The following is an 18,791-nucleotide window of genomic DNA, read 5'->3' as shown; positions in this document are numbered from 1 at the left end:
AGCCGACCGAATATCTGCGGTGAGCGAAACTTATTGAAACAACGCTTGCAGAGCCTGCTGATGTGATACCGTTTTTTCGTGCATTACATCGGGCATGGGATGTGGATCAGATCCCAGATGTTCGTCACCTGCCGATGACTCCGGTTTGTTTCTAGTAGCCATGCAGTGTGTGATCTTCAACACGGACTCTGACGAGATGACGCTTGCTCTGGACAACAAAACGCAGGAACGGCACGCCGACTGGTCAGGCGTGCCGATCGACCTGGGCGGAATGGAGCCGCTCGATCAGATCGCACGCCTGGTTTGCCACGCATTGGTAGCGCCTGCTGCTGCGCTGACCATCACCGAAGGCGGCCGCTTACGTGTGCTGGCGGCGCGCGGCATCAGCATCGGCCATGTCGAACAGGCCATCGCGTCTTGCTGTCAGGTCAATGCCGCCGCCAACGGCGTTTCGGAGTTGATCGGTCACTCCGCGCTGGCACCGATTCAATTGGGCGATGCCGCGTTTCCCGGACTGCCTGCGCGCTTCATCGCCTGTGTGCCGGTCGGCACGCCGCAAACCGGTGTCACCGGCACGCTGTGCGTGATCGATACGCGTGAGCGCCATCTGGCCAGCCAGGAGCATCAGCAACTGCTGATGTTCGCCAACGTGGCGGCGGCGCAACTCGAATTGCAATTCGGCGCTGGCCGTCGCGAACCGCATAGCGGCCTGCTCAATGCGCGTCAGCTGCAATCGGATCTGGATGCCCTCGCCTTTGGCAGCCACTGCGTGCCGACCATCGCCTCGTTCATCGAGGTCTACGACACGCAGGCCGCCAACGAAGCACGCCAGGCGCTGGGCATGCAACCGTTGGAAGAGTTGATACGGCACGCCAGCTACGTGCTGACCCGCGCACTGCGTGGCAAGGCCACCGTGTATCACGTGGCACCGATGCGGTTTGCGTTCTTTCTGTTGAACTCTGCGCCCGACGAGATGGAAGACCTGTTGCTCGATCTGCGGGACATGCTGCATCAGCCGATGGATGCGGCCGGCGTGCCGATGTCGTTGACCTTTCACGCCGGTGTTGTGCGCTTTGCGCCGCAGCAACCCGACACCAACGATGTCATGCGCAAGGGGCTGGTGGCGTTGGGCGATGCGATCAACAACCACGCCATCGTGTGCTGGTACAGCGCCCTGCACGACGATGCGATTCAACGCTCTTACCGCCTGGCATTGGATGCAGAACGTGCATTGGACGCCGGCGATTTCCGGCTGGTGTTTCAGCCGCGCATCGACCTTGCCGACCTGTCGGTGACCGGTTTCGAAGCGCTGCTGCGCTGGCACCACGCCAGTCTTGGCCCGATCGGCCCGGACGAATTCATTCCGCTGTTCGAAAAGACCGCCCTGATGTGCACCGTCACCAACTGGGTGATCGAAACTGCGCTGGTGCAGCTGGCCAAGTGGCGGGCACAGGGGCTGGATTTCTCGATCTCGATCAATCTGTCTTCACGCGATTTCGGCAACCTCAATCTTGCTGCGGATGTCATCAATCGCTGCAGGGAACTGGCGATCCCCACCTCGCGGATCGAATTGGAAATCACCGAAGGCCGCTGGTTGCGCAGCAATGTGGAAGCAGTCCCTCGGCTACGCGCACTACGCGATGCCGGCGTCAGCGTGGCCATCGACGATTTCGGCACCGGCTACAGCAACTTCGGTTACCTCACCGAGTTGCCGGTCAATGTGCTCAAGCTCGATCGCTCGCTGGTCACCGGCATTGCCACCAAGGCCGGCATGCAGATGCGCGCCGAGGCGGTGGTGCGGCTGGCCAATGCGCTGGGCTATCGCACCGTGGCCGAAGGTACATACAGCCAAGCAAGTGGACGCTGACACTAAATAAACTGGACGAAGCTATCAGCCAAACTGGACGGCGACGTCATTTAGGCTGGACGGTTGTGACTTGCAAAGTCAGCGCAGCCAGGCAAGGAGGATGCAACTCGGCTGGCCTGCTGCTGGTCAGAGGCAGCGCTTATAGAGCGCCCAGCGCCGCCTGCGGGAGGACTGCGCGGCCACGTACTGCTAGCGAGGGATTCTCACGGAGCCTAAACGCCGGCAGAGCTAGAGCAGGCGCGGGCCGATCACGCCTGCTCTGGCAGTTCGAAGAAGTCCGCGTAGCGGGAACTGAAGCTCTCGCGGTCTGTGACGAATGCCTCCAGATCTGCTGCAATTCCATGCGCGAAAGGTGGTAATTCGATACCATGCGCATGCGCCAATGCTCGGACGGCCAATTCGGTCTTCGCAGCGCTTCCTCTACTGTCAGGCATGGCATGCGCCATCCACCAGTGGAGACTACCCAGCGTCGGCATCAGGCTGGCGGGATCGTGGCGTTGTGCGATTAAGTTGCTAAACAAGGTTTCGACATGATTCATGATCGGCTGCACCATTCCGAATGGTGTGTGCTCAATGACAAATGGAAAAGCTGAGCCTTCAACCTGCAGACCGTTTCCTTTCCGCCCTTGCTGGGCGAGCGAATGGTAGAAGTCGTCAGGATTCACAGCCAGCTTTAATTGGGTGAGCGGTATCATTGCCCCATTCAGTACACCTACCATTTCGAAAACATCATGCGCCATGAATGTTTTGGGCAGCGCCTGCTCACTTTTTGCAACAAGGTCGTTCGCTTGCCGGATCAGCGGAAGCTGGCGCACCCTTGGTCGCAGATATGCATAGTGTTTTGTAAGAGGCGTGGAGACGTTCTTTTGCCGTGGGTAGCCCGCCGCAAATGGCTGTGCATTTCCTTTCGTTTGACCGGGGCCCTCTGCCTGCGGATTTTGTTGTGTAGCCCAGCTATGACGTGCTGCGCCTGAGAAATCCCACAACTGCCGGAAGGTCTGGATCTGCCCGCTTGCAATACGTTCGCCACCTTCCCGCGCAGTGGCATAAAATCGGCGGCCATACTCTTGATTCTCTGGGGTTGACTCTTGGTTGACGCGCGGATCTGGCCATCGTGCCACGCCCGTCAGCGCGACCTGTGCGGGCGACAGACTGCACTCGGTAGCAGGTCCTGGCAGTGACCTGCGGATAGGCGGCGATACCGAGGTGATACTATGGTTCAGCCCCTGCATGCCGGGCGCCAGAGCCGCGAAGGCAGCCTCCCTCAACAACGTCTGGGACCACTCCGTGAGGGATTGATGTCTCGGCTCATGGAAGCGACTGCTTTCAATGTGGAGCGTATGTTCGCCTTGTTCCTCGGTGTAAAGCACTTGCAGCTGCACATCAGAACTGATTCGTTCCTCTGGAGCCAGCGCCTGGTGGGGGCGGCGATGTTTCAGTTCCACGGTCACTTTCTCCCACGGTCTGGACAGCGCCATGTCGATAGCTGCCAGCGCTACGTTTTCCCCGTGCTGCTGAACTTTGTGCGGCAAATGGCCGGCGCCAGCCCGCCTTGCCCTACGAGCCCCGAGTGACCCCAAGCCATACAGGCTAGGTGACATGGGCGCCTCGGGAGATGACGGCGTAGAGGGCGTGGTCTGCTCTGCGGCGTGGGCTGCATAATCCTCAAGTGAGCCCGCCACGCTCGGCTTTGAAACGCATAGACCCATGTTGATCTCCTACAGTGACTGTCGGAGCAAGTTTGGCGAGAAGCTCTCCGATTCGCGCTGGCTCACCGAAGTCATAGCTGGGACGACGAAGCATTGACGCGCGGGATTCTCGAGCCTCTATAGAGGCTTGGCAGGGATTCTTGAAAAAATCCTTTTCTGACAGCAGGTTAGATCACTTTTTGCTTTTTTTACGAATCCCCCCCCCGACCCTCGATCGGCTTGTATTACATATCGATGTAATCGAACACTTCGGTGCGAAGTCTTGGAGCAGAGGGGTTCAACATCCGATTCCACGGGCGCTTACGAGAAGGCCGATTGAGGCCGTGAGGAGGGTTCATGTCAAAGCGAAGGAAGTTCAGGCGCCCGAAGCGGCAATTCGATCTCTCACCTCATCCGGCATCAGGCGCTCGCGCCTGCCGGCTTGAAGCGTCCTCAGTCCCCACTCCCATGCAATGTCTTGCTCTGCGACCCATCGCCTGGCGTTCTCGCTGGATTGTTCGACCGGCTGAGTCAGCCGAAAGCGTGGTCCGAGCCCAAAGAACAGATCGAAACCAAAATCAATCGTCAGCAACCGACGCAGCTGCCGGGTATGCCCGCCCGGGAGATAGCCATCCCATCCAGCGTCCTCTAGCTGCAGTACGACGCGGGAGAAGCAGAAAGCCTGCCTTTGCATGATCCTTGGATGCAGATCAAACGCAAGCTCCTTGTCTTCTGCCAACGGAAAAATGAAGCAGATGAAGTAGGCGAACAGCTCCTCTGCGATCTCCCACAGCGGACCCTCAATCGTGGCCAGGAACAGGCTGGCGTGCAGCGAACGCCCGAGTTCAAAAGCCCGCCCTTGATTTCCTGCTTCATGCGCTTCTCGAAGCAATACGACGAGCGCGGCTAGGCTATCCAGGCCCGCTTGTCCCTCCAGGCGTCGAGTCACTTGGCGCGTTGCTTTACGCCGCACATAGCGTCCGCGCTCCAACGCCTGCTGATCGAAGATCGCCATCTGGATCCCGGGTCCCAACCGCTTTAGCAGCGTGTCGGCACTTACCCCAACAGGGCGGGAGATGTCCAGCGCGTCCCAAGCTGCTGCCATGAGGATTTCACTGGAGCCTGCCATGGCTGCTTCTGTGGTGCGGAGAGTTTCGGCGCCGGGGACGTGCTTACCCAGGGCGTACTTGGCCCACAAATTGTGATGGTGCTCGCCCTTGAGGTAGGTGCCGGGCTGCAAAACCTGACCCAGGCGATAGGCCGTCGGACGGCCCATACGCGCCCGCAGCCCCTCGAACCATAAGCCAACCTTCAGCACGTTCAAGGCCTTCTCAGCGGAACGGTTTGCGTTCGATTCGGCTAAGCGAACTACCGCTTTTACCCGGCCAAGTTTGTAGTCCTTGATCTGTATCAATGGCTTATCGACTCATTGCGGTGCAATTTAGAGTAACGCGGAAGCCCTCAGTTTCCTTCTGGGCGACTATCGGTGCAATCGTTACGCTAGCGGCATGACAGAGCGTGACGAACACATCGGCGCGTTGGCCAAAGTCCTGGAGCAGGATCTGTTGCACCACTACGGCCCGGTGATCGGCCAGGATGATCTGCGCCAAGCACTGGGCTACACCTCGCTGGATGCGTTCCGGCAGGCTCTGTCCCGTGACTCGCTGCCGGTGCCGGTGTTCCCCATCCCTAATCGCCGCGGCAAATACGCGCTTGCCAAAGACATTGCGCACTGGCTGGCAGGCTTGCGCGACCAAGCCATCCGGGCATCGCACCCAAACGGAAACACGCCATGACTGCGAACATGGAAGACAGGGGGTCAGCATGACCTGACGACTCCCACCGCCATTCCACACGTGGGAAATGCAAAAGCCCCCAAGCGCGTCAACGCTTGGGGGCTTTGAGGGTGTAGCTAGAACCTATTCGCTGCATTCTCGGCATCCGCCCTCCCTTCGTCAATCCCTGTTTGCCAGCTCTTACGCGCTGGCGCGGGGGACTGTTGCCGCTGTTCTGGCCCGGATGCTGGTGCCTGGAACGAAGGCGGTGCAAGGAGTGCCATGAATCCGTTGAAAGACCTGTGCCGGTGCCTGCTGCGCACTGACCTGACCGATCGGCAGGTTGGTCAAAAGTTGAATCGCTCGCCGACCACGGTCGGCCGCTATCGCAAACGCCTGCGAGCCCTCTCACAATCGTGGGATGACATCGAGAGCATGGACGAAGTCGCGCTGGCGCGCCGATTGAATCCGGGCAAAAGTAGTGCGAAGAAGTTGCTCGTTGAACCGGATTGGTCGTATGTGCACGCCGAGCTGCAGCGGCGCGGCATGACGATCGCGCTATTGCATGAGGAATATGCCCTTGGCTTGGAAGCCGGGGCGATGTCAGAGACCGAGTTCCGACGCCGCTACCGCCGCTATGCGCGTAAGCGAGGACTGGTCATGCGTCAGGTGCGTGTACCGGGACAACAGCTGTTTCTGGACTTCTCCGGAGTGCGCCCTTCGATCACTGATCAGATGACCGGCGCAACAACCCCGGTGGAGCTCTTCGTGGCGGTCATGGGTGCCAGCCGCAAGACCTTCGTCTATGCCGTCGCAAGCCAGAAATCGGTTGACTGGATCGCTTGCAATGCAAAGGCGCTGGAGTTCTTTGCGGGCGTGCCCACCTATCTGGTGCCGGATAACCTCAAGGCGGCGGTGACCTCCGTTTCCGGGCAGGACGGGGCACTGCTGAACATGACCTACGCCGAGTTCGCTGCACACTACGACACCATGGTGCTGCCGGCACGTCCGCGCAAACCTACGGACAAGGCGCCGGTGGAGATTGGGGTGCAACTGGCCCAGCGTTGGATCCTGGCGCGGCTGCGCAATCGGGTGTTCTTCTCGCTGGAGGAACTGAATCGCGCCATTGCCGAGCTGGTGGACCGCATGAACCTTCGTCCGATGCGTGGGTCCGGCGGAAAAAGCCGTCAGCAACTGTTCGAGGAACTGGACGGCCCCGCGCTGCGTCCCTGTCCGCAGATGCCCTACGAGTACGCAGAGTGGAAGCTTAAGGTCCCTGTGGGACAGGATTACCACGTCCCTTGGCAGGGCCACTTTTACTCGGTTCCTCACACATTGGTTGGCGCAAAGGTGAACTTGAAGGTCACCCGGGAGGCCGTGGCAGTCTTCCACCGCGACAAGCGGGTGGCCATGCATCCGCGCAGCGGCGAAGTGGGTGGATGTAGCACGTCACCGGAGCACCAGCCACCGGCTCATCGCGCTTACGCACAAGACACGCCGGACGTACTGATGACATGGGCGCGTCAGCAAGGAGGCGCCCTGCATAAGTTCGTGCAACGACATAGCGCGACCCATCGCCGACCGGCACTGACCCTGCAAGCCTGTCGAGGGCTGCGACGCCTTGCGCGTGAACACGGGATCGAAAGGCTGCAGGCGGCCTGTGACCGGGCAGTGCGCATCCAAGCAAACAGTGTCAGCTCGGTGAAGTCGATCCTGGTGCGCCATCTGGATCGCAGCGCATCTTGCGATGACAGTGCAAGCAACGATGACGCTCCACAGGCGCACGAAAACGTGCGCGGTGCTAACTACTACTCATAATTCAGGGAGAACATTATGTCTTTGGAACATACGATTGATCAGCTACGAACGCTCAAATTGACCGGCATGGTGGCTGGCGTCGAACATCAACTCGCCCAATCCAGCTACGGAGCACTCGGCTTCGATCAGCGCCTTGGCCATCTGGTTGACGCCGAGGTGAGTCAGCGCGACAGCAAGCGCTTCACGCGCCTGATTCGCAATGCCAAGCTCAAGGTCTACGCCGAACCGGAGGCTATTGACTATCGTGTTGGGCGCGGGTTGGATCGATCGGTGATCGCGGATTTGCTGACCTGTGGCTGGATTGAGCACCGCCAAAACGTTTTGGTCACTGGACAAACAGGTACTGGAAAGACCTGGTTGGCATGTGCCCTGGCCGTACAAGCCGCACGCCAAGGGATCACCGTAGGCTACCGGCGCGTAGGCCGCCTGTTGGAAGACATGGAGGTCGGGCATGCGGACGGCTCACTGGCCAAGCTTCGCAATCAACTCGCCAGGACCGGACTACTAATCTTGGATGATTTCGGCCTGACGCCGCTGAGCAGCCGCGGACGTGCAGATCTACTGGAATTACTCGATGACCGTGTCGGCTCTGGCGCCACGATTGTGGCTGGCCAGATGCCAGTGCAGGACTGGCATGCGTTTATCCATGACCCTGCTTTGGCTGATGCCATCATGGATCGACTGATTCACAGCAGCCACAAACTAGCGCTCAAGGGTGAATCCATGCGAAAGACGAAGGTGGCCAAGTCCGGGAAGTGAAGATTGGCGGCGCTGTCCAGCGCTTCTGGCGCTCGCATCCAATTCATTTGGCGGCGGTGTCCAGTTCCGTCGCCGATGAGTGTCCAGTTGGTTGGCTTTTCGTACCGAAGGCATCGAACATGCCGACGAAATCGCGCTGTTGCGTAGCTGGGGATGCGACGAAGCGCAGGGATATCTGCTCTCCCGCCCGATGGAAGCGCACCTGGTGGCCGCTTACGTTGCGCAGGCGCTGGCCGCGCAGCGACTGCCGTGACCGCAGCGTTCAACTCAGATCGTGCAGCGCCTTGCCCAATGGTGGACCCAGCGTCCAGTCGGAGAAGCGCACCTTCAACCCCGCGCGCTCCGGCGTGCAGCACATCGGCCCGACCCGATAGGCGTCGGCCACCGGGAACGGGCAAAGCCTGATCAACGGCCAGCTGCGTCCATCGGCAGAGACCTGCAGGCGCAACACACCCTCGGCAACGGTGGCGCGGATCCAGAAATCCTTCGGATCGGCTTCGTAGGGACCGGTGGCCCAGTCCGACACCGGATTGGTCAGCACGCTGCTGAGCATCGCGCGGCCGTCGCTGAGTTCGATGCCCGCCTTGACCCAGCGCTGCTCGTCCAGGCGCACCATGATGCCAGCCTGGTCGTAGAGCGATGCGTATTGGGCGCGCACGCGCAGCTGCGCGGTGAAACCCGCTGCAGCTGCGACACCCAGAAAGTGCCCGCTATCGCGGGTAAATCCGTAATGGGTCTGGCGCCAGAAGTCGGTGGCCTGGTCGGTCACCACCTCCAAGGTGTCGCCATCGATCTCCACTGTCTTCGGCCGGTTGAGCCAGATACCACCGTGCCAGGCCGTGTCATGCGGCATGCTGATCTCCGAATTCGTTGTGACCTGCTTTTCCCGGCTCCGCGTCTTCACGCATGTGCCAGCGCGTAATCCAGTGCCGCACAGATCGCCGCCACCTGCGCCGCATTGCATTGCGCAGGCGTTGCACGCGGGCTGTCCGGATACACCTCGGTGGTGGTGCGATAGCGTGCCTGCGTCACGCCGGCGCACAAGCCCAGACGCCGCACCGGATAGTTGATGACACCATGGCCCACCACAGGTGCGCCGATGATCTGGCCCTGCGCGTCGGCAGGCGCGATGTGGGTGATCTGCGCCACCGCCGCAATCACGGCCTGCTGAAATTCCGGCTGCGGATCTTCGCTGTCGCCGACCAGATAGAAACCATCCGGAATAGTGCCCGGCACGTACGCAACACCGTCGCGCGCGGCCAACGCCGGGCGGAATTCGGTTTCGTCGCTGTCGGTGGTTTCGTGCAGATCGATATGCACGTGCATCTGCCCAGGCAGTGCGGTGACCAGCTGCATCAACGCGGCCGATTCTGCTGCAGGACTGTCCTGGCGAAAGGAACGATTCGGATCGATTGCATCGGCATTCCAGCGTTGGATGCGCTCATACCCCCACGGATTGATGCAGGGCGCCACCAGCAGATTGATCCGGCCCGCGTAATGGGCAGCGTGTTGCTGCAAGAACTGCAGCGCGCCCTGCACGCCACTGGTTTCATACCCATGCACACCGCCGGTGACCAGTGCGCACGGTAGCGCAGCGTCCCAGTCGGCATTGCGCAGTGCGATCAACGGATAGTGCTCGGGTGCCGCGCCGATCGTCCCGTAATGCACGCGTTCAAGGTGCGCATCCAGGCGCTCGATGGGCTGCACGACATCGTCGGCATAACTACGCTGGCGCAGCTGGCGTGCACGCCATGCACTGCGCTCTGTCTCACCCCAGGGGTGCCCTGCACTGCCGATCGGATAAGCCGCGTGCGCTGTCATCACTGCAACCGTTTGTCGAGAGATCGACAAGGGTAAGCGTTGCGGATAAGCCGGTCCATGGCAGTGCCGGATCGCGCACGCTGCCGCATCCAAGCCTGTCTCGGAACAAGAAAGGCCCTGCATCGCAGGGCCTTTTGTGTTTACCGGTCCACGGCGCGGCGGCCCGCGTTGCGGCTCACTTCTTCGCAATGACGCCCGGGGTTGCATCCCGCACCAGGAATTCTTCGGTCAGCTGCGGCAGATAGTCCAGCAACCAGTCGGCCATTGCATGTTCCTGCTCCAGTATCTGCTCGCACACGTGCTGGGTTTGCACATCGCCTACCGTCCTGGCTGCACCGAGCAACGCGGTATAGGTGGCGATCTCCAGATTCTCGAACACATAGCCGGCCATCGCACCCTTGACGATTTCGTCGGAGGTGGTCATGCCGCCCATGGCCTGGCCGAACGCGGCCATCTTGCCCATGGTGTCCTTGATCACCGACGGCGAACCGCCAAGGCGCTCGATGCAGGAATCGACCAGGCGCTGCTGGCCCAGCGTCTCTTCCAGGTGCTGCTCGAGACGTGCCTTGAGCTGGGGATAATGCTCGATGCGCGCCGCCTGAGCCTTGAGCATCTGTTCGGCCTGCTGCTCCATTGCATGCGCATCGCGCAACCAGTCCATCAAATTTTCTTGGGGTTCGGCCATGCGACATCTCCTGTTATGTGCGAGGACTCCAGCGTGGCGCGCACCGCATGAAAGACACGGCTGCACAAGGTGAGCGCGCAGTGGGACGTCCACATGTAATTGACATCACGACCCAGCGAATGGGCCGGGACGAGAGAATGAGGGGTCTGGCCAGCTCTGCAAATCCTGCAGACACTGTGAGAGGTGCGACAGTGAGGGTGAAGAATTTCCCTGCAATCGATGGCAGCGCCGCACAAGGTGTGCAAAATTTTCCTCATCCGTGCCGATGCGTTGCGCACCAACAGGTTCAAGACCACACCTTTGCAATCCAATCGCCATCAGGCGACCTCAAGCGACGGAGTGCTGCAATCGTTTGTGCCTGCAGACCTCGAATGACATCGCGAAGTACCTTCCCAAAACGTAACAGGCCCTGCATCCAGCTGACGCAGAGCCTGTCGTGCTGCAACCCGCACCGGCACGCCATCGGCGCGCCGAACGGCGGATTTAGACTGCTTCTTCCTGCGGCTTGGCCTGCTTGGAACGGCCACCTTTGCTGCCGATACGCGACATATGATCGCGATCGCGGCTGACTGCCTGGCCACCCTTGCGACCCGCTTCACGTGCTTCGTCGCTGGTGAATTCATGTGCATTGCCGCTGGCGTGGGCGGCTTTTCCACCGCTGCTGGCCAACACGCGGCGCTTTTCAGGATCCAATGCGGCAAAGCCGCGCCGGCTACGAGTAACGTTCTGTCCGTCTTCCACTGTGCCTCCTCTCGATGCTTCGTTGGTACGCCATTGGGTAATGGGGTCAACGCAACAATCGTGCCAACCCGCAAATGCAGGCCACACGGTGCACGTACATGGGGTGTCGGAAAAAACGGCTGCGCTCGCTGTGCAAATCTTGCACTCCTGTCAGCAAGACGTGCCTGCCGCTTGCGGTGATGCGTGGGTAGCGCTACCAGTACTGGCCTGCAAGGGGCGATCTTCCAGCAACGCGGCCACGTGCGCGGCGATGCTCAGGCAGCAGGTCAACCCCGGCGATTCGATGCCCAACAGATTCACCAGCCCGGCGATGCCGTGCAGACCTGGCCCATCGATGCGGAAATCGGCGGCCGCCTCGCCGGGCCCGCTGATCTTCGGTCTTACGCCGCAATAGCCAGGCTGCAATGCGCGCTCCGGCAAGCCAGGCCAGTAACGCCGTATCGCCGCCACAAAGCTGTCTGCCCGCGTTGGCTCGCAGTGGTAATCGGGCGCACTTACCCACTCCACATCAGGGCCGAAGCGTGCACGCCCGTGCAGGTCCAGGGTGAGATGCACGCCCAGGCCGCCAGGTTCGGGCAGCGGATAGATCAATTGACCAAACGGTGAGCGGCCGGCCAACGTGAAGTAGCTGCCCTTGGCGAAGTAGGCCCGCACCTGTGCACGCGCGGGCAAACCATCGGTGCGGGCAGCCAGGGGTGGCGCGCCATGGCCGGCCGCATTCACCAGCCAGTTGCAGGTGAGCGACACCGGCGCATGGCCGTCACCTGCAATCGAAAGACGGAATCCTGCTGCACTTGGCTCGACGTGTTCCACCCTCGTGCGTAGCGCCACGGTGGCGCCGTGCGCTTCGGCATCGCCCTGCAATGCCAGCATCAATGCATGGCTGTCGATGATGCCGGTGGCGGTGGACTCCAGAGCGGCAACGCAGCGCAGCTGCGGCGCGCGCTCCCGCACCTGCGCCTGAGTGAGCGGCACAACACCGTGCGCACCACTGGCCACCGCGTTGTGATGCAGCCGGTCGAGTTGTTCGCGTTGCGCGTGATCGCACGCAATGATCAATTTGCCGCAACGCCGATACGGCACGTGACGTTGCTCGCAATAGGCATACAACACGGTATTGCCGCTGACGCACAACTGTGCCTTCAACGACTCGGCCGGGTAGTAGAGACCTGCGTGGATCACCTCACTATTGCGCGCACTGCTGCCAGTGCCGATCGCGGCCTGCTCTTCCAGTACCAACACCGCATGCCCCTGCAGCGCGAGGTGACGCGCAATCGCCAGCCCCACCACGCCTGCGCCCACCACCACACATTCAACGTCGTGCATGTTCGGCCTCAAACCATCGGCAACCCAGCGGGCTTACACCATAGCGCACAGGATTATCGCGACCGGTATCACTCTTTTCTCACTATCTGCTCTTATATTTAGGTCGGGTTATGTTGAACCGCACAGTGCTGCAAGGCGACGAACGTTTTCCTGGCCTTGGTCTGGGGCGTGCGTTGTTTTACCCACCCGAGTAAAAGCAGTCGCGGCCGGTTGGCAGGTGCGATCACCGAAGGAGTATCGATGGACGCAACGCGCTCGGTCCTGCTGGCCTCCAATTACCAGGCCTGGCCAGAGGCCTTCAACGGGCAGGCCTATGCCTTGCTCAATGTCATCGGCAGTCTGGAACATGCAGACCTGCTGTGCCCGCCCGCAGCGGAGTACACCAGCGGGCGCGGGGTCAATCCGGGTGTGTCGTATCTGCTCAACGAACTGAAGCATCGCGGCGCCTCTGCGCTGCATCGGTTGAGTGGGCGGCCTGCCCTCTCCAATGCACAGCCACGCAAAGTCGAGCAGGACTACGATCTGTTTTTCTACGTGTGCCAGTTCCCAAGAGAGCTGAGCGCGCTCGGACGCATGGACGGCTGGCGCAAGCGCTGCCGCACGCGTGTGGTGTACCTGCTGGAAACCTGGCCTGAGCTGCTGGAATCGCAAAAGACCGAATTGAAACTGCTCGATCAGTTCGATCATGTCTTCGTGCTCAATGCCAGCTGCGTGGATGCGCTGCGTGGCTACACCAGCACGCCAGTGTCGTTTCTGGCCAGCGCGTGCGACACCTTGTTGGCAACCCCACTGCCGCGTGCGCCACAGCGCTGCATCGATGTGGTCAGCATTGGCCGGCGCGTGCCGCAGGTGCATGCGCAATTGCTGGCGCATGCACAGGCCAACCCAGGATTTTTCTATCTGCACGACGTGCTACGTGGCGGTGCGGTGCAGGACTGGGCTGCACACCGCCTGCAATCGAGCGCCATGATCAAGCGCGCCAAGTTCTTCATGGCCCACGACTTTACTGTCGACACGGCAGGCTTCTTCAAGGGCGTGAAAAAACAGGCCTTGGCCACGCGCTATTTCGAAGGTGCCGCAGGCGGCGCGATCGTGCTGGGTTCTGCGCAGGGCTGCCCGGAATTCCGGCAGTTCTTCGATTGGGACGATGCGGTCATCGATCTGCCATCAGACGTCCGCGACATCGGCCAGTTTCTGCACGATCTGGAACAGCAGAGCGAGCGACTGGATCGCGCACGCCTGCACAACACCGTGCAATCGCTACGCCGGCACGATTGGGCGCACCGGTGGGCGCAGATTCTGCAGACGCTGCAGCTGCCTCGCCCGGCGTTGATGGCCGAGCGTTTTTCCATGCTCGACAACCTGGCGGCCATGGCCGAACACGCTGCCTGCTCCCCGGCACCCGTGCTGAGCATGACCGCATAACGTTGCATCGCAGTGCTCCGGCATCACGCAAGGCTCCAGCCCCAAAGGACGTATCAATGAAAGCAGTCATTCTGGCTGGCGGACTGGGAACGCGCATTTCCGAAGAAACCGCCATCCGCCCCAAGCCCATGGTGGAAATCGGCGGCAAACCGATCCTGTGGCACATCATGAAAATCTACGCGCACCACGGCATCCAGGATTTCGTCGTGTGTCTGGGGTACCGCGGCGAAGTGATCAAGGATTTTTTCATGAACTACCACATGCGCGAATCGGATGTGACCTGCGACCTTGGCAGCAATACCACCACCTTGCATAACACCCGTGCCGAACCCTGGCGGGTGACGCTGGTGGACACCGGTGCGCAGACCATGACCGGCGGCCGGCTGCGCCGCGTGCGCGAGCATCTGCGCGGCGAATCGGCGTTCTGCATGACCTACGGCGATGGCGTGGCCGATGTGGATATCGGCGCAGCCATCGCGCTGCATCAACGCGAAGGCAGGCTTGCCACGGTCACTGCCGTGCAACCGCCCGGCCGCTTCGGCGCGCTGCGGGTGGAAGGCGAACACGTCACCGGTTTCCGCGAAAAACCGCTGGATGGCGACGGATTGATCAACGGCGGTTTTTTCGTGCTGGACCCACGCGTGATCGACGTGATCGAAGACGACGCCACCGTGTGGGAGAACAGCCCGCTGGAAACGCTGGTCGACCGCGACGAGTTGAGCGTCTATCGCCACGACGGGTTCTGGCAACCGATGGACACACTGCGCGACCGCAATCATCTCGAAACCCTCTGGTCGTCCAATCGCGCGCCGTGGCGCGTGTGGGAGTAACAGCATGCGCATTCTGATCACCGGCAACATGGGCTATATCGGGCCGGTAGTGGCCGCCCATTTGCGGCAACGCTATCCGCAGGCCTGGTTGGTGGGGCTGGATCGCGGCTGGTTCGCGCATTGCCTGTCCGACCCGCGGCGCCTGCCGGAAGTGGTGCTGGACCAGCAATGGTTCGGCGATGTGCGCGACCTCACCGCGCAGCAACTGCAGGGTTTCGACGCGGTGGTGCACCTGGCGGCGATCTCCAACGATGCGATGGGCAAGCGCTTCGAGCTGGTCACCGACGCGATCAACTGCAAGGCGAGCGTTGCCGTGGCGCAAGCCGCTGCGCAGGCCGGAGTGCGCCACTTCGTGTTCGCCTCCAGCTGCAGCGTGTATGGGGCAGCCGCCGATGGCACGCCGCGCTCGGAAACCAGCACCATCGCCCCGCTGACCGCGTATGCGCATTCCAAGATCGATACCGAACGTGCGCTTGCGCAGCTGGATACCGACATGGTGATCACCTGCCTGCGTTTTGCCACTGCCTGCGGCGCCTCGCCACGCCTGCGGCTGGATCTGGTGCTCAACGATTTCGTCGCCAGCGCCGTGGCCAACGGCACCGTGGAGGTACTGTCGGATGGCTCGCCGTGGCGGCCGTTGATCCATGTGCGCGATATGGCGCGCGCCATCGACTGGGCATTGAGCCGCACACCGCTGGCCGGTGGGCAGTTCCTGTTCGTCAATGCCGGCTCGGCACGCTGGAATGTACAGGTACGCGATTTGGCGCATGCGGTCGGTGTGGCGATTCCCAGCGCAACGGTGTCGATCTCCAGCAACGCGCCGGCCGACAGCCGCTCGTATCGTGTGGATTTTTCCCTGTTCGAACGTCTGGCTCCCGAGCATCAACCGCAGGAAACCCTGCGCTCCACCATCACCGAACTCCGCCACGATCTGCAGCGTGCCGGCTTCACCGATGGCGACTTCCGCCAGAGCTCGGACTTCATCCGGCTGCGCATCCTGCAGCAGTTGGTCGATGCCGGCACCCTCGCAGCGGACCTGAGGGTGGCTGCATGATCTTTCACCCTACCCCGCTGGCAGGCGCGTTTGTGATCGAGCCGGAACAACGTGGCGATGCGCGCGGTTGGTTTGCAAGGGTGTTTTGCACCCAGGAAATGGCCCAGGCCGGCCTGGTCGATCAGTTCGTGCAGGTCAACAACTCGTTCAATGCGCAGGCCGGTACCTTGCGCGGCATGCACTACCAATTGCCGCCTGCCGCCGAGGTCAAGATCGTGCGCTGCATTCGCGGTGGGCTATGGGATGCGATCGTGGATCTGCGCCCGGATTCGCGCACCTACCTGCAGTGGTACGGCACCGAATTGACTGCAGACAATCGTCTGGCGCTGTACGTGCCGCGCGGCTTTGCGCATGGCTTCATCACCTTGCAGCCGCAGACCGAAGCCTTCTACTTCGCCAGTGCGATGTACACGCCGCAGGCCGAGCGCGGCTTGCGCTGGAACGATCCACGTCTGGGCCTGCAGTGGCCGCTCAAGCCGCAGCTGGTGTCCGACAAGGATGCCGCCTGGCCAGACTTCAACGAACACCAGCACGGCATTGCGCAGCTTGCCGGGCTTACCCAGAAGGAGCGCGCATGAATATCGATCGTCTCTTGCAGGCACGCGCCGATGCAGGTCGCCCATTGCGGGTTGGCCTGTACGGGGCAGGCTTCATGGCACGCGGCATCGTCAACCAGATCGCGCACTCGGTGCCGGGCATGCGGGTATCGGTGATCTGCAACCGCAGCGTGGACAAGGCGCTGGAGGCGTACCGCCAAGCCGGCCAGCATGCACGTGTGGTGGATGGCGCCACCGAATTGAAGCGCCAGATGGCTGCCGGCATTCCTGCCGTAACCGATGACCCTGCATTGGTCTACGAATGCGACGCACTGGATTGCCTGATCGATGCCACCGGCGCCATCGAGTACGGCGCGCACATCAGCCTGGGCGCCATCGCCCATGGCCGCCACATGGTCACGATGAACGCCGAGCTCGACGGCACCATCGGCCCGCTGCTCAAGCGCAAGGCCGATGCGGCCGGGGTGATCTTCAGCGCCTGCGATGGCGACCAGCCCGGCGTGCAGATGAACCTGTATCGGTTCGTGCGCTCGATCGGTTTGACGCCGCTGCTGTGCGGCAACATCAAAGGCTTGCAGGACCCGTATCGCACACCGGCGACACAAGCCGGTTTCGCCGCGAAGTGGGGCCAGGACCCGCATATGGTCACCAGTTTTGCCGATGGCACCAAGATCAGCTTTGAACAGGCGATCGTCGCCAACGGCACCGGCATGTCGATCCTGCAGCGCGGCATGACCGGCTATGAGCATCGCGGGCATGTGGACGCATTGACCAAGCGTTACGACATCGAGGCGTTACGTGCAGTGGGCGGCGCGGTGGATTACGTGGTGGGCGCCCTGCCCTCGCCCGGCGTGTTCGTGCTGGCCAGTCACGAGGATGCCAAACAACAGCATTACCTCAATCTCTACAAGCTCGGCGAAGGCCCGCTGTACAGCTTCTACACGCCGTATCACTTGTGCCATTTCGAGGTGCCGTTGTCGGTGGCGCGCGTGGTGCTGCTCGGCGATGCGGTGCTGCAGCCGCTCGGTGCGCCGCTGGTGGAAGTGATCGCCACCGCCAAACGCGACCTGGCCACCGGCGAAACCATCGACGGGCTTGGCGGCTACATGAGCTACGGTCAATGCGAGCGCGCCGATAGCACCGCGAACGCACGCCTGCTGCCGATGGGCGTGGCCGAAGGCTGTGTGCTGCGGCATGCGGTGGCCAAGGACCAGGTGCTGACTTACGACGACGTGCAGCTGCCGGCCAACCGCCTGATCGACCGCCTACGTGCGGAACAGGCCAGCGTCTTTGCCGACGCTGCGGAAATGGCCGCCTGAGCGCAGAGACACCGGCCGGCGTCCGCGTGCCGATGTCGCAGCCGATGGCAGCGCTGCCTGCCCGTCCCACCATCCGCGTCCTGCAGGCCGGGCGTGCGCTGGCCGCGATGATGGTGGTACTCAGCCACAGCGTGCTGCCCACCACGCACCTGGTGCAGCCGTTACCCGCATGGCTGGCTGCGGCACTGGCGCATGGCTATCTGGGCGTGGATTTTTTCTTCGTGCTGTCGGGCTTCATCATCTACTACGTCAACCACGCCAGCGCGGGCACGCCAGGCTGGAGCCGCGACTACGCCGGCAGCCGCATCAGCCGCATCTATCTGCCGTACTGGCCGGTGGGGGTTGCGTTGGCGCTGGCCTACACGCTGCGGCCCAGCCTGGATGATGGCGACATGGGTTGGTCGTGGTTTGCCACGCTGACCCTGCTGCCGGTCGATGGAGCATCCGCCCTGGGCGTGGCGTGGACGCTGAGTTACGAGCTCATGTTCTACGCGCTGGCGTGGTTGTTCTTTCGCAGCGGGCATCCGTTGCGCTGCGCAGTGCTCTGGGCAAGCGTGACGCTGCTTTACGCGGCAGTTGGCGCGCCGTTTGCACAGCCGGTCGATCTGTCCTGGCGTGCGCTGCTGCTGCATCCCATCACCCTGGAATTCGTCTTCGGCATGCTGGCCGCGCGCGCGGTGCTGAGCACTGCACCATGGACTGTCTGGGTCAGCAGTGCTGTCGCGGTCGTCGCGTTGCTGTGCTTCGTGCTCGATGGCATGCAACGCATGCATTCGCCGCTGCTCGGCCTGTCGATCGCCGGCGTATTGGTCGGCCTGGTGCGGGCCGAATGGCGCGGCTGGCTACGCATCGGCCCGACCCAGCTGTTGCTGGGCAATGCCTCGTACGCCATCTACCTGGTGCATATGCCGCTGATGTCGCTGGTGGCACGCACCACACGCCGACTCGGGCCGCTGGCCACCTGGCCGGTGAACCTGCTGCTCAGCGTGAGCGCCGCACTGCTGCTCGGCGTGGTCTATCACCTGTGTTACGAGCGCATCGCCTTGCGGCATGCGCGTCGCCTGTTGGCACGTCGCGTTGTGCAGTGAGCATCTTTTCCGCGATGAAGCGGCGCACACCACGTTGC

General features: G+C 61.9%; 16 protein-coding genes and 3 pseudogenes. 11 read left to right on the top strand and 8 right to left on the bottom strand.

The annotated features are described in order from the left end of the window. Positions 1-169: 169 nt before the first annotated feature. Positions 170-1,840: pseudogene (locus NMB96_RS17045) on the top strand (EAL domain-containing protein); the annotation flags it as partial. Positions 1,841-2,115: 275 nt separating this feature from the next. Here the strand turns inward: NMB96_RS17045 and xopAH are convergent. The 3 genes and pseudogenes from xopAH to NMB96_RS17035 all read right to left on the bottom strand — a co-directional run bounded on the left by xopAH (position 2,116) and on the right by NMB96_RS17035 (position 4,969). After that, positions 2,116-3,099 carry a XopAH/AvrB family type III secretion system effector gene (xopAH, locus tag NMB96_RS17040; RefSeq protein ID WP_425520928.1) on the bottom strand — a complete coding sequence of 328 codons (984 nt, stop codon included), beginning with the start codon at positions 3,097-3,099 and terminating at the stop codon, positions 2,116-2,118. A 279-nt stretch (positions 3,100-3,378) separates the two neighbouring features. Next, positions 3,379-3,576: pseudogene (locus tag NMB96_RS23420) on the bottom strand (XopE/AvrPphe family type III secretion system effector); the annotation flags it as partial. Positions 3,577-3,931: 355 nt separating this feature from the next. Then, entirely contained in the window at positions 3,932-4,969 is a 1,038-nt protein-coding gene (locus NMB96_RS17035; protein ID WP_255085065.1) for a hypothetical protein, read from the bottom strand. A gap of 94 nt (positions 4,970-5,063) precedes the next feature. On the opposite strand from NMB96_RS17035, the gene NMB96_RS17030 reads away from it, so the two are divergent. The 4 genes and pseudogenes from NMB96_RS17030 to NMB96_RS17015 all read left to right on the top strand — a co-directional run. Then, complete coding sequence (locus NMB96_RS17030; RefSeq protein ID WP_046932707.1) at positions 5,064-5,351, top strand: hypothetical protein; 288 nt, start codon at positions 5,064-5,066, stop codon at positions 5,349-5,351. A 261-nt stretch (positions 5,352-5,612) separates the two neighbouring features. Continuing rightward, positions 5,613-7,148, top strand: a complete 1,536-nt coding sequence (gene istA, locus NMB96_RS17025) for an IS21 family transposase (protein WP_229009178.1) — start codon at positions 5,613-5,615, stop codon at positions 7,146-7,148. Between the two features lie 15 nt (positions 7,149-7,163). Then, positions 7,164-7,907, top strand: a complete 744-nt coding sequence (istB, locus tag NMB96_RS17020) for an IS21-like element helper ATPase IstB (protein WP_053051498.1) — start codon at positions 7,164-7,166, stop codon at positions 7,905-7,907. A 91-nt stretch (positions 7,908-7,998) separates the two neighbouring features. Further along, positions 7,999-8,160: pseudogene (locus NMB96_RS17015) on the top strand (hypothetical protein); the annotation flags it as partial. 9 nt (positions 8,161-8,169) lie between these two features. On the opposite strand, the gene NMB96_RS17010 reads toward NMB96_RS17015, so the two are convergent. From NMB96_RS17010 to NMB96_RS16990, 5 genes are all read right to left on the bottom strand, one after another. Next, positions 8,170-8,760 carry a DUF1349 domain-containing protein gene (locus NMB96_RS17010; protein WP_183086765.1) on the bottom strand — a complete coding sequence of 197 codons (591 nt, stop codon included), beginning with the start codon at positions 8,758-8,760 and terminating at the stop codon, positions 8,170-8,172. A gap of 47 nt (positions 8,761-8,807) precedes the next feature. Further along, positions 8,808-9,728: a M14 family metallopeptidase gene (locus NMB96_RS17005; RefSeq protein ID WP_255085315.1), complete on the bottom strand. Its 921-nt coding sequence runs from the start codon at positions 9,726-9,728 to the stop codon at positions 8,808-8,810. A gap of 175 nt (positions 9,729-9,903) precedes the next feature. Beyond that, positions 9,904-10,413 carry a ferritin-like domain-containing protein gene (locus NMB96_RS17000; protein WP_023904017.1) on the bottom strand — a complete coding sequence of 170 codons (510 nt, stop codon included), beginning with the start codon at positions 10,411-10,413 and terminating at the stop codon, positions 9,904-9,906. A 483-nt stretch (positions 10,414-10,896) separates the two neighbouring features. Continuing rightward, positions 10,897-11,154: a KGG domain-containing protein gene (locus NMB96_RS16995; RefSeq protein ID WP_023904015.1), complete on the bottom strand. Its 258-nt coding sequence runs from the start codon at positions 11,152-11,154 to the stop codon at positions 10,897-10,899. A gap of 150 nt (positions 11,155-11,304) precedes the next feature. Further along, on the bottom strand, positions 11,305-12,480 hold the full coding sequence (locus tag NMB96_RS16990; protein ID WP_255085314.1) for an NAD(P)/FAD-dependent oxidoreductase: 1,176 nt from the start codon (positions 12,478-12,480) through the stop codon (positions 11,305-11,307). 240 nt (positions 12,481-12,720) lie between these two features. Here NMB96_RS16990 and NMB96_RS16985 point away from each other — a divergent pair, with 240 nt between their 5' ends. The 6 genes from NMB96_RS16985 to NMB96_RS16960 are packed head-to-tail and all read left to right on the top strand — an operon-like array spanning position 12,721 to position 18,753. Beyond that, positions 12,721-13,905, top strand: coding sequence for a glycosyltransferase family protein (locus NMB96_RS16985; RefSeq protein WP_115040002.1), 1,185 nt, complete (start codon positions 12,721-12,723; stop codon positions 13,903-13,905). Between the two features lie 56 nt (positions 13,906-13,961). Beyond that, positions 13,962-14,735, top strand: coding sequence for a glucose-1-phosphate cytidylyltransferase (rfbF, locus tag NMB96_RS16980; protein WP_006451332.1), 774 nt, complete (start codon positions 13,962-13,964; stop codon positions 14,733-14,735). Positions 14,736-14,739: 4 nt separating this feature from the next. Then, positions 14,740-15,789, top strand: coding sequence for an NAD-dependent epimerase/dehydratase family protein (locus NMB96_RS16975; protein ID WP_255085313.1), 1,050 nt, complete (start codon positions 14,740-14,742; stop codon positions 15,787-15,789). Further along, on the top strand, positions 15,786-16,367 hold the full coding sequence (gene rfbC, locus NMB96_RS16970) for a dTDP-4-dehydrorhamnose 3,5-epimerase (protein WP_023904010.1): 582 nt from the start codon (positions 15,786-15,788) through the stop codon (positions 16,365-16,367). Before NMB96_RS16975 ends, rfbC begins: the two co-directional genes overlap by 4 nt. Continuing rightward, positions 16,364-17,665, top strand: coding sequence for an NAD(P)H-dependent oxidoreductase (locus NMB96_RS16965; protein ID WP_255085312.1), 1,302 nt, complete (start codon positions 16,364-16,366; stop codon positions 17,663-17,665). Before rfbC ends, NMB96_RS16965 begins: the two co-directional genes overlap by 4 nt. A 44-nt stretch (positions 17,666-17,709) precedes the next feature. Then, a complete protein-coding gene (locus NMB96_RS16960) occupies positions 17,710-18,753 on the top strand; it encodes an acyltransferase family protein (protein WP_255085311.1) in 1,044 nt (347 codons plus the stop codon). Positions 18,754-18,791 lie beyond the last annotated feature (38 nt).

This window comes from Xanthomonas hortorum (genome assembly GCF_024339125.1).
Classification (GTDB): Bacteria; Pseudomonadota; Gammaproteobacteria; order Xanthomonadales; family Xanthomonadaceae; genus Xanthomonas; species Xanthomonas hortorum.
Note: the sequence above shows the minus strand (reverse complement) of the source record. Positions and strands in the feature narration are given on the sequence as shown.

What these genes read in the sequence shown, in the direction of transcription:
- xopAH (WP_425520928.1), bottom strand. Translation starts at nt 3,099, where the DNA reads ATGCAGGGGCTGAACCATAGTATCACCTCGGTATCGCCGCCTATCCGC.
- NMB96_RS17030 (WP_046932707.1), top strand. Translation starts at nt 5,064, where the DNA reads ATGACAGAGCGTGACGAACACATCGGCGCGTTGGCCAAAGTCCTGGAG.
- istA (WP_229009178.1), top strand. Translation starts at nt 5,613, where the DNA reads ATGAATCCGTTGAAAGACCTGTGCCGGTGCCTGCTGCGCACTGACCTG.
- istB (WP_053051498.1), top strand. Translation starts at nt 7,164, where the DNA reads ATGTCTTTGGAACATACGATTGATCAGCTACGAACGCTCAAATTGACC.
- NMB96_RS17010 (WP_183086765.1), bottom strand. Translation starts at nt 8,760, where the DNA reads ATGCCGCATGACACGGCCTGGCACGGTGGTATCTGGCTCAACCGGCCG.
- NMB96_RS17005 (WP_255085315.1), bottom strand. Translation starts at nt 9,728, where the DNA reads ATGACAGCGCACGCGGCTTATCCGATCGGCAGTGCAGGGCACCCCTGG.
- NMB96_RS17000 (WP_023904017.1), bottom strand. Translation starts at nt 10,413, where the DNA reads ATGGCCGAACCCCAAGAAAATTTGATGGACTGGTTGCGCGATGCGCAT.
- NMB96_RS16990 (WP_255085314.1), bottom strand. Translation starts at nt 12,480, where the DNA reads ATGCACGACGTTGAATGTGTGGTGGTGGGCGCAGGCGTGGTGGGGCTG.
- NMB96_RS16985 (WP_115040002.1), top strand. Translation starts at nt 12,721, where the DNA reads ATGGACGCAACGCGCTCGGTCCTGCTGGCCTCCAATTACCAGGCCTGG.
- rfbF (WP_006451332.1), top strand. Translation starts at nt 13,962, where the DNA reads ATGAAAGCAGTCATTCTGGCTGGCGGACTGGGAACGCGCATTTCCGAA.
- NMB96_RS16975 (WP_255085313.1), top strand. Translation starts at nt 14,740, where the DNA reads ATGCGCATTCTGATCACCGGCAACATGGGCTATATCGGGCCGGTAGTG.
- rfbC (WP_023904010.1), top strand. Translation starts at nt 15,786, where the DNA reads ATGATCTTTCACCCTACCCCGCTGGCAGGCGCGTTTGTGATCGAGCCG.
- NMB96_RS16965 (WP_255085312.1), top strand. Translation starts at nt 16,364, where the DNA reads ATGAATATCGATCGTCTCTTGCAGGCACGCGCCGATGCAGGTCGCCCA.
- NMB96_RS16960 (WP_255085311.1), top strand. Translation starts at nt 17,710, where the DNA reads ATGGCAGCGCTGCCTGCCCGTCCCACCATCCGCGTCCTGCAGGCCGGG.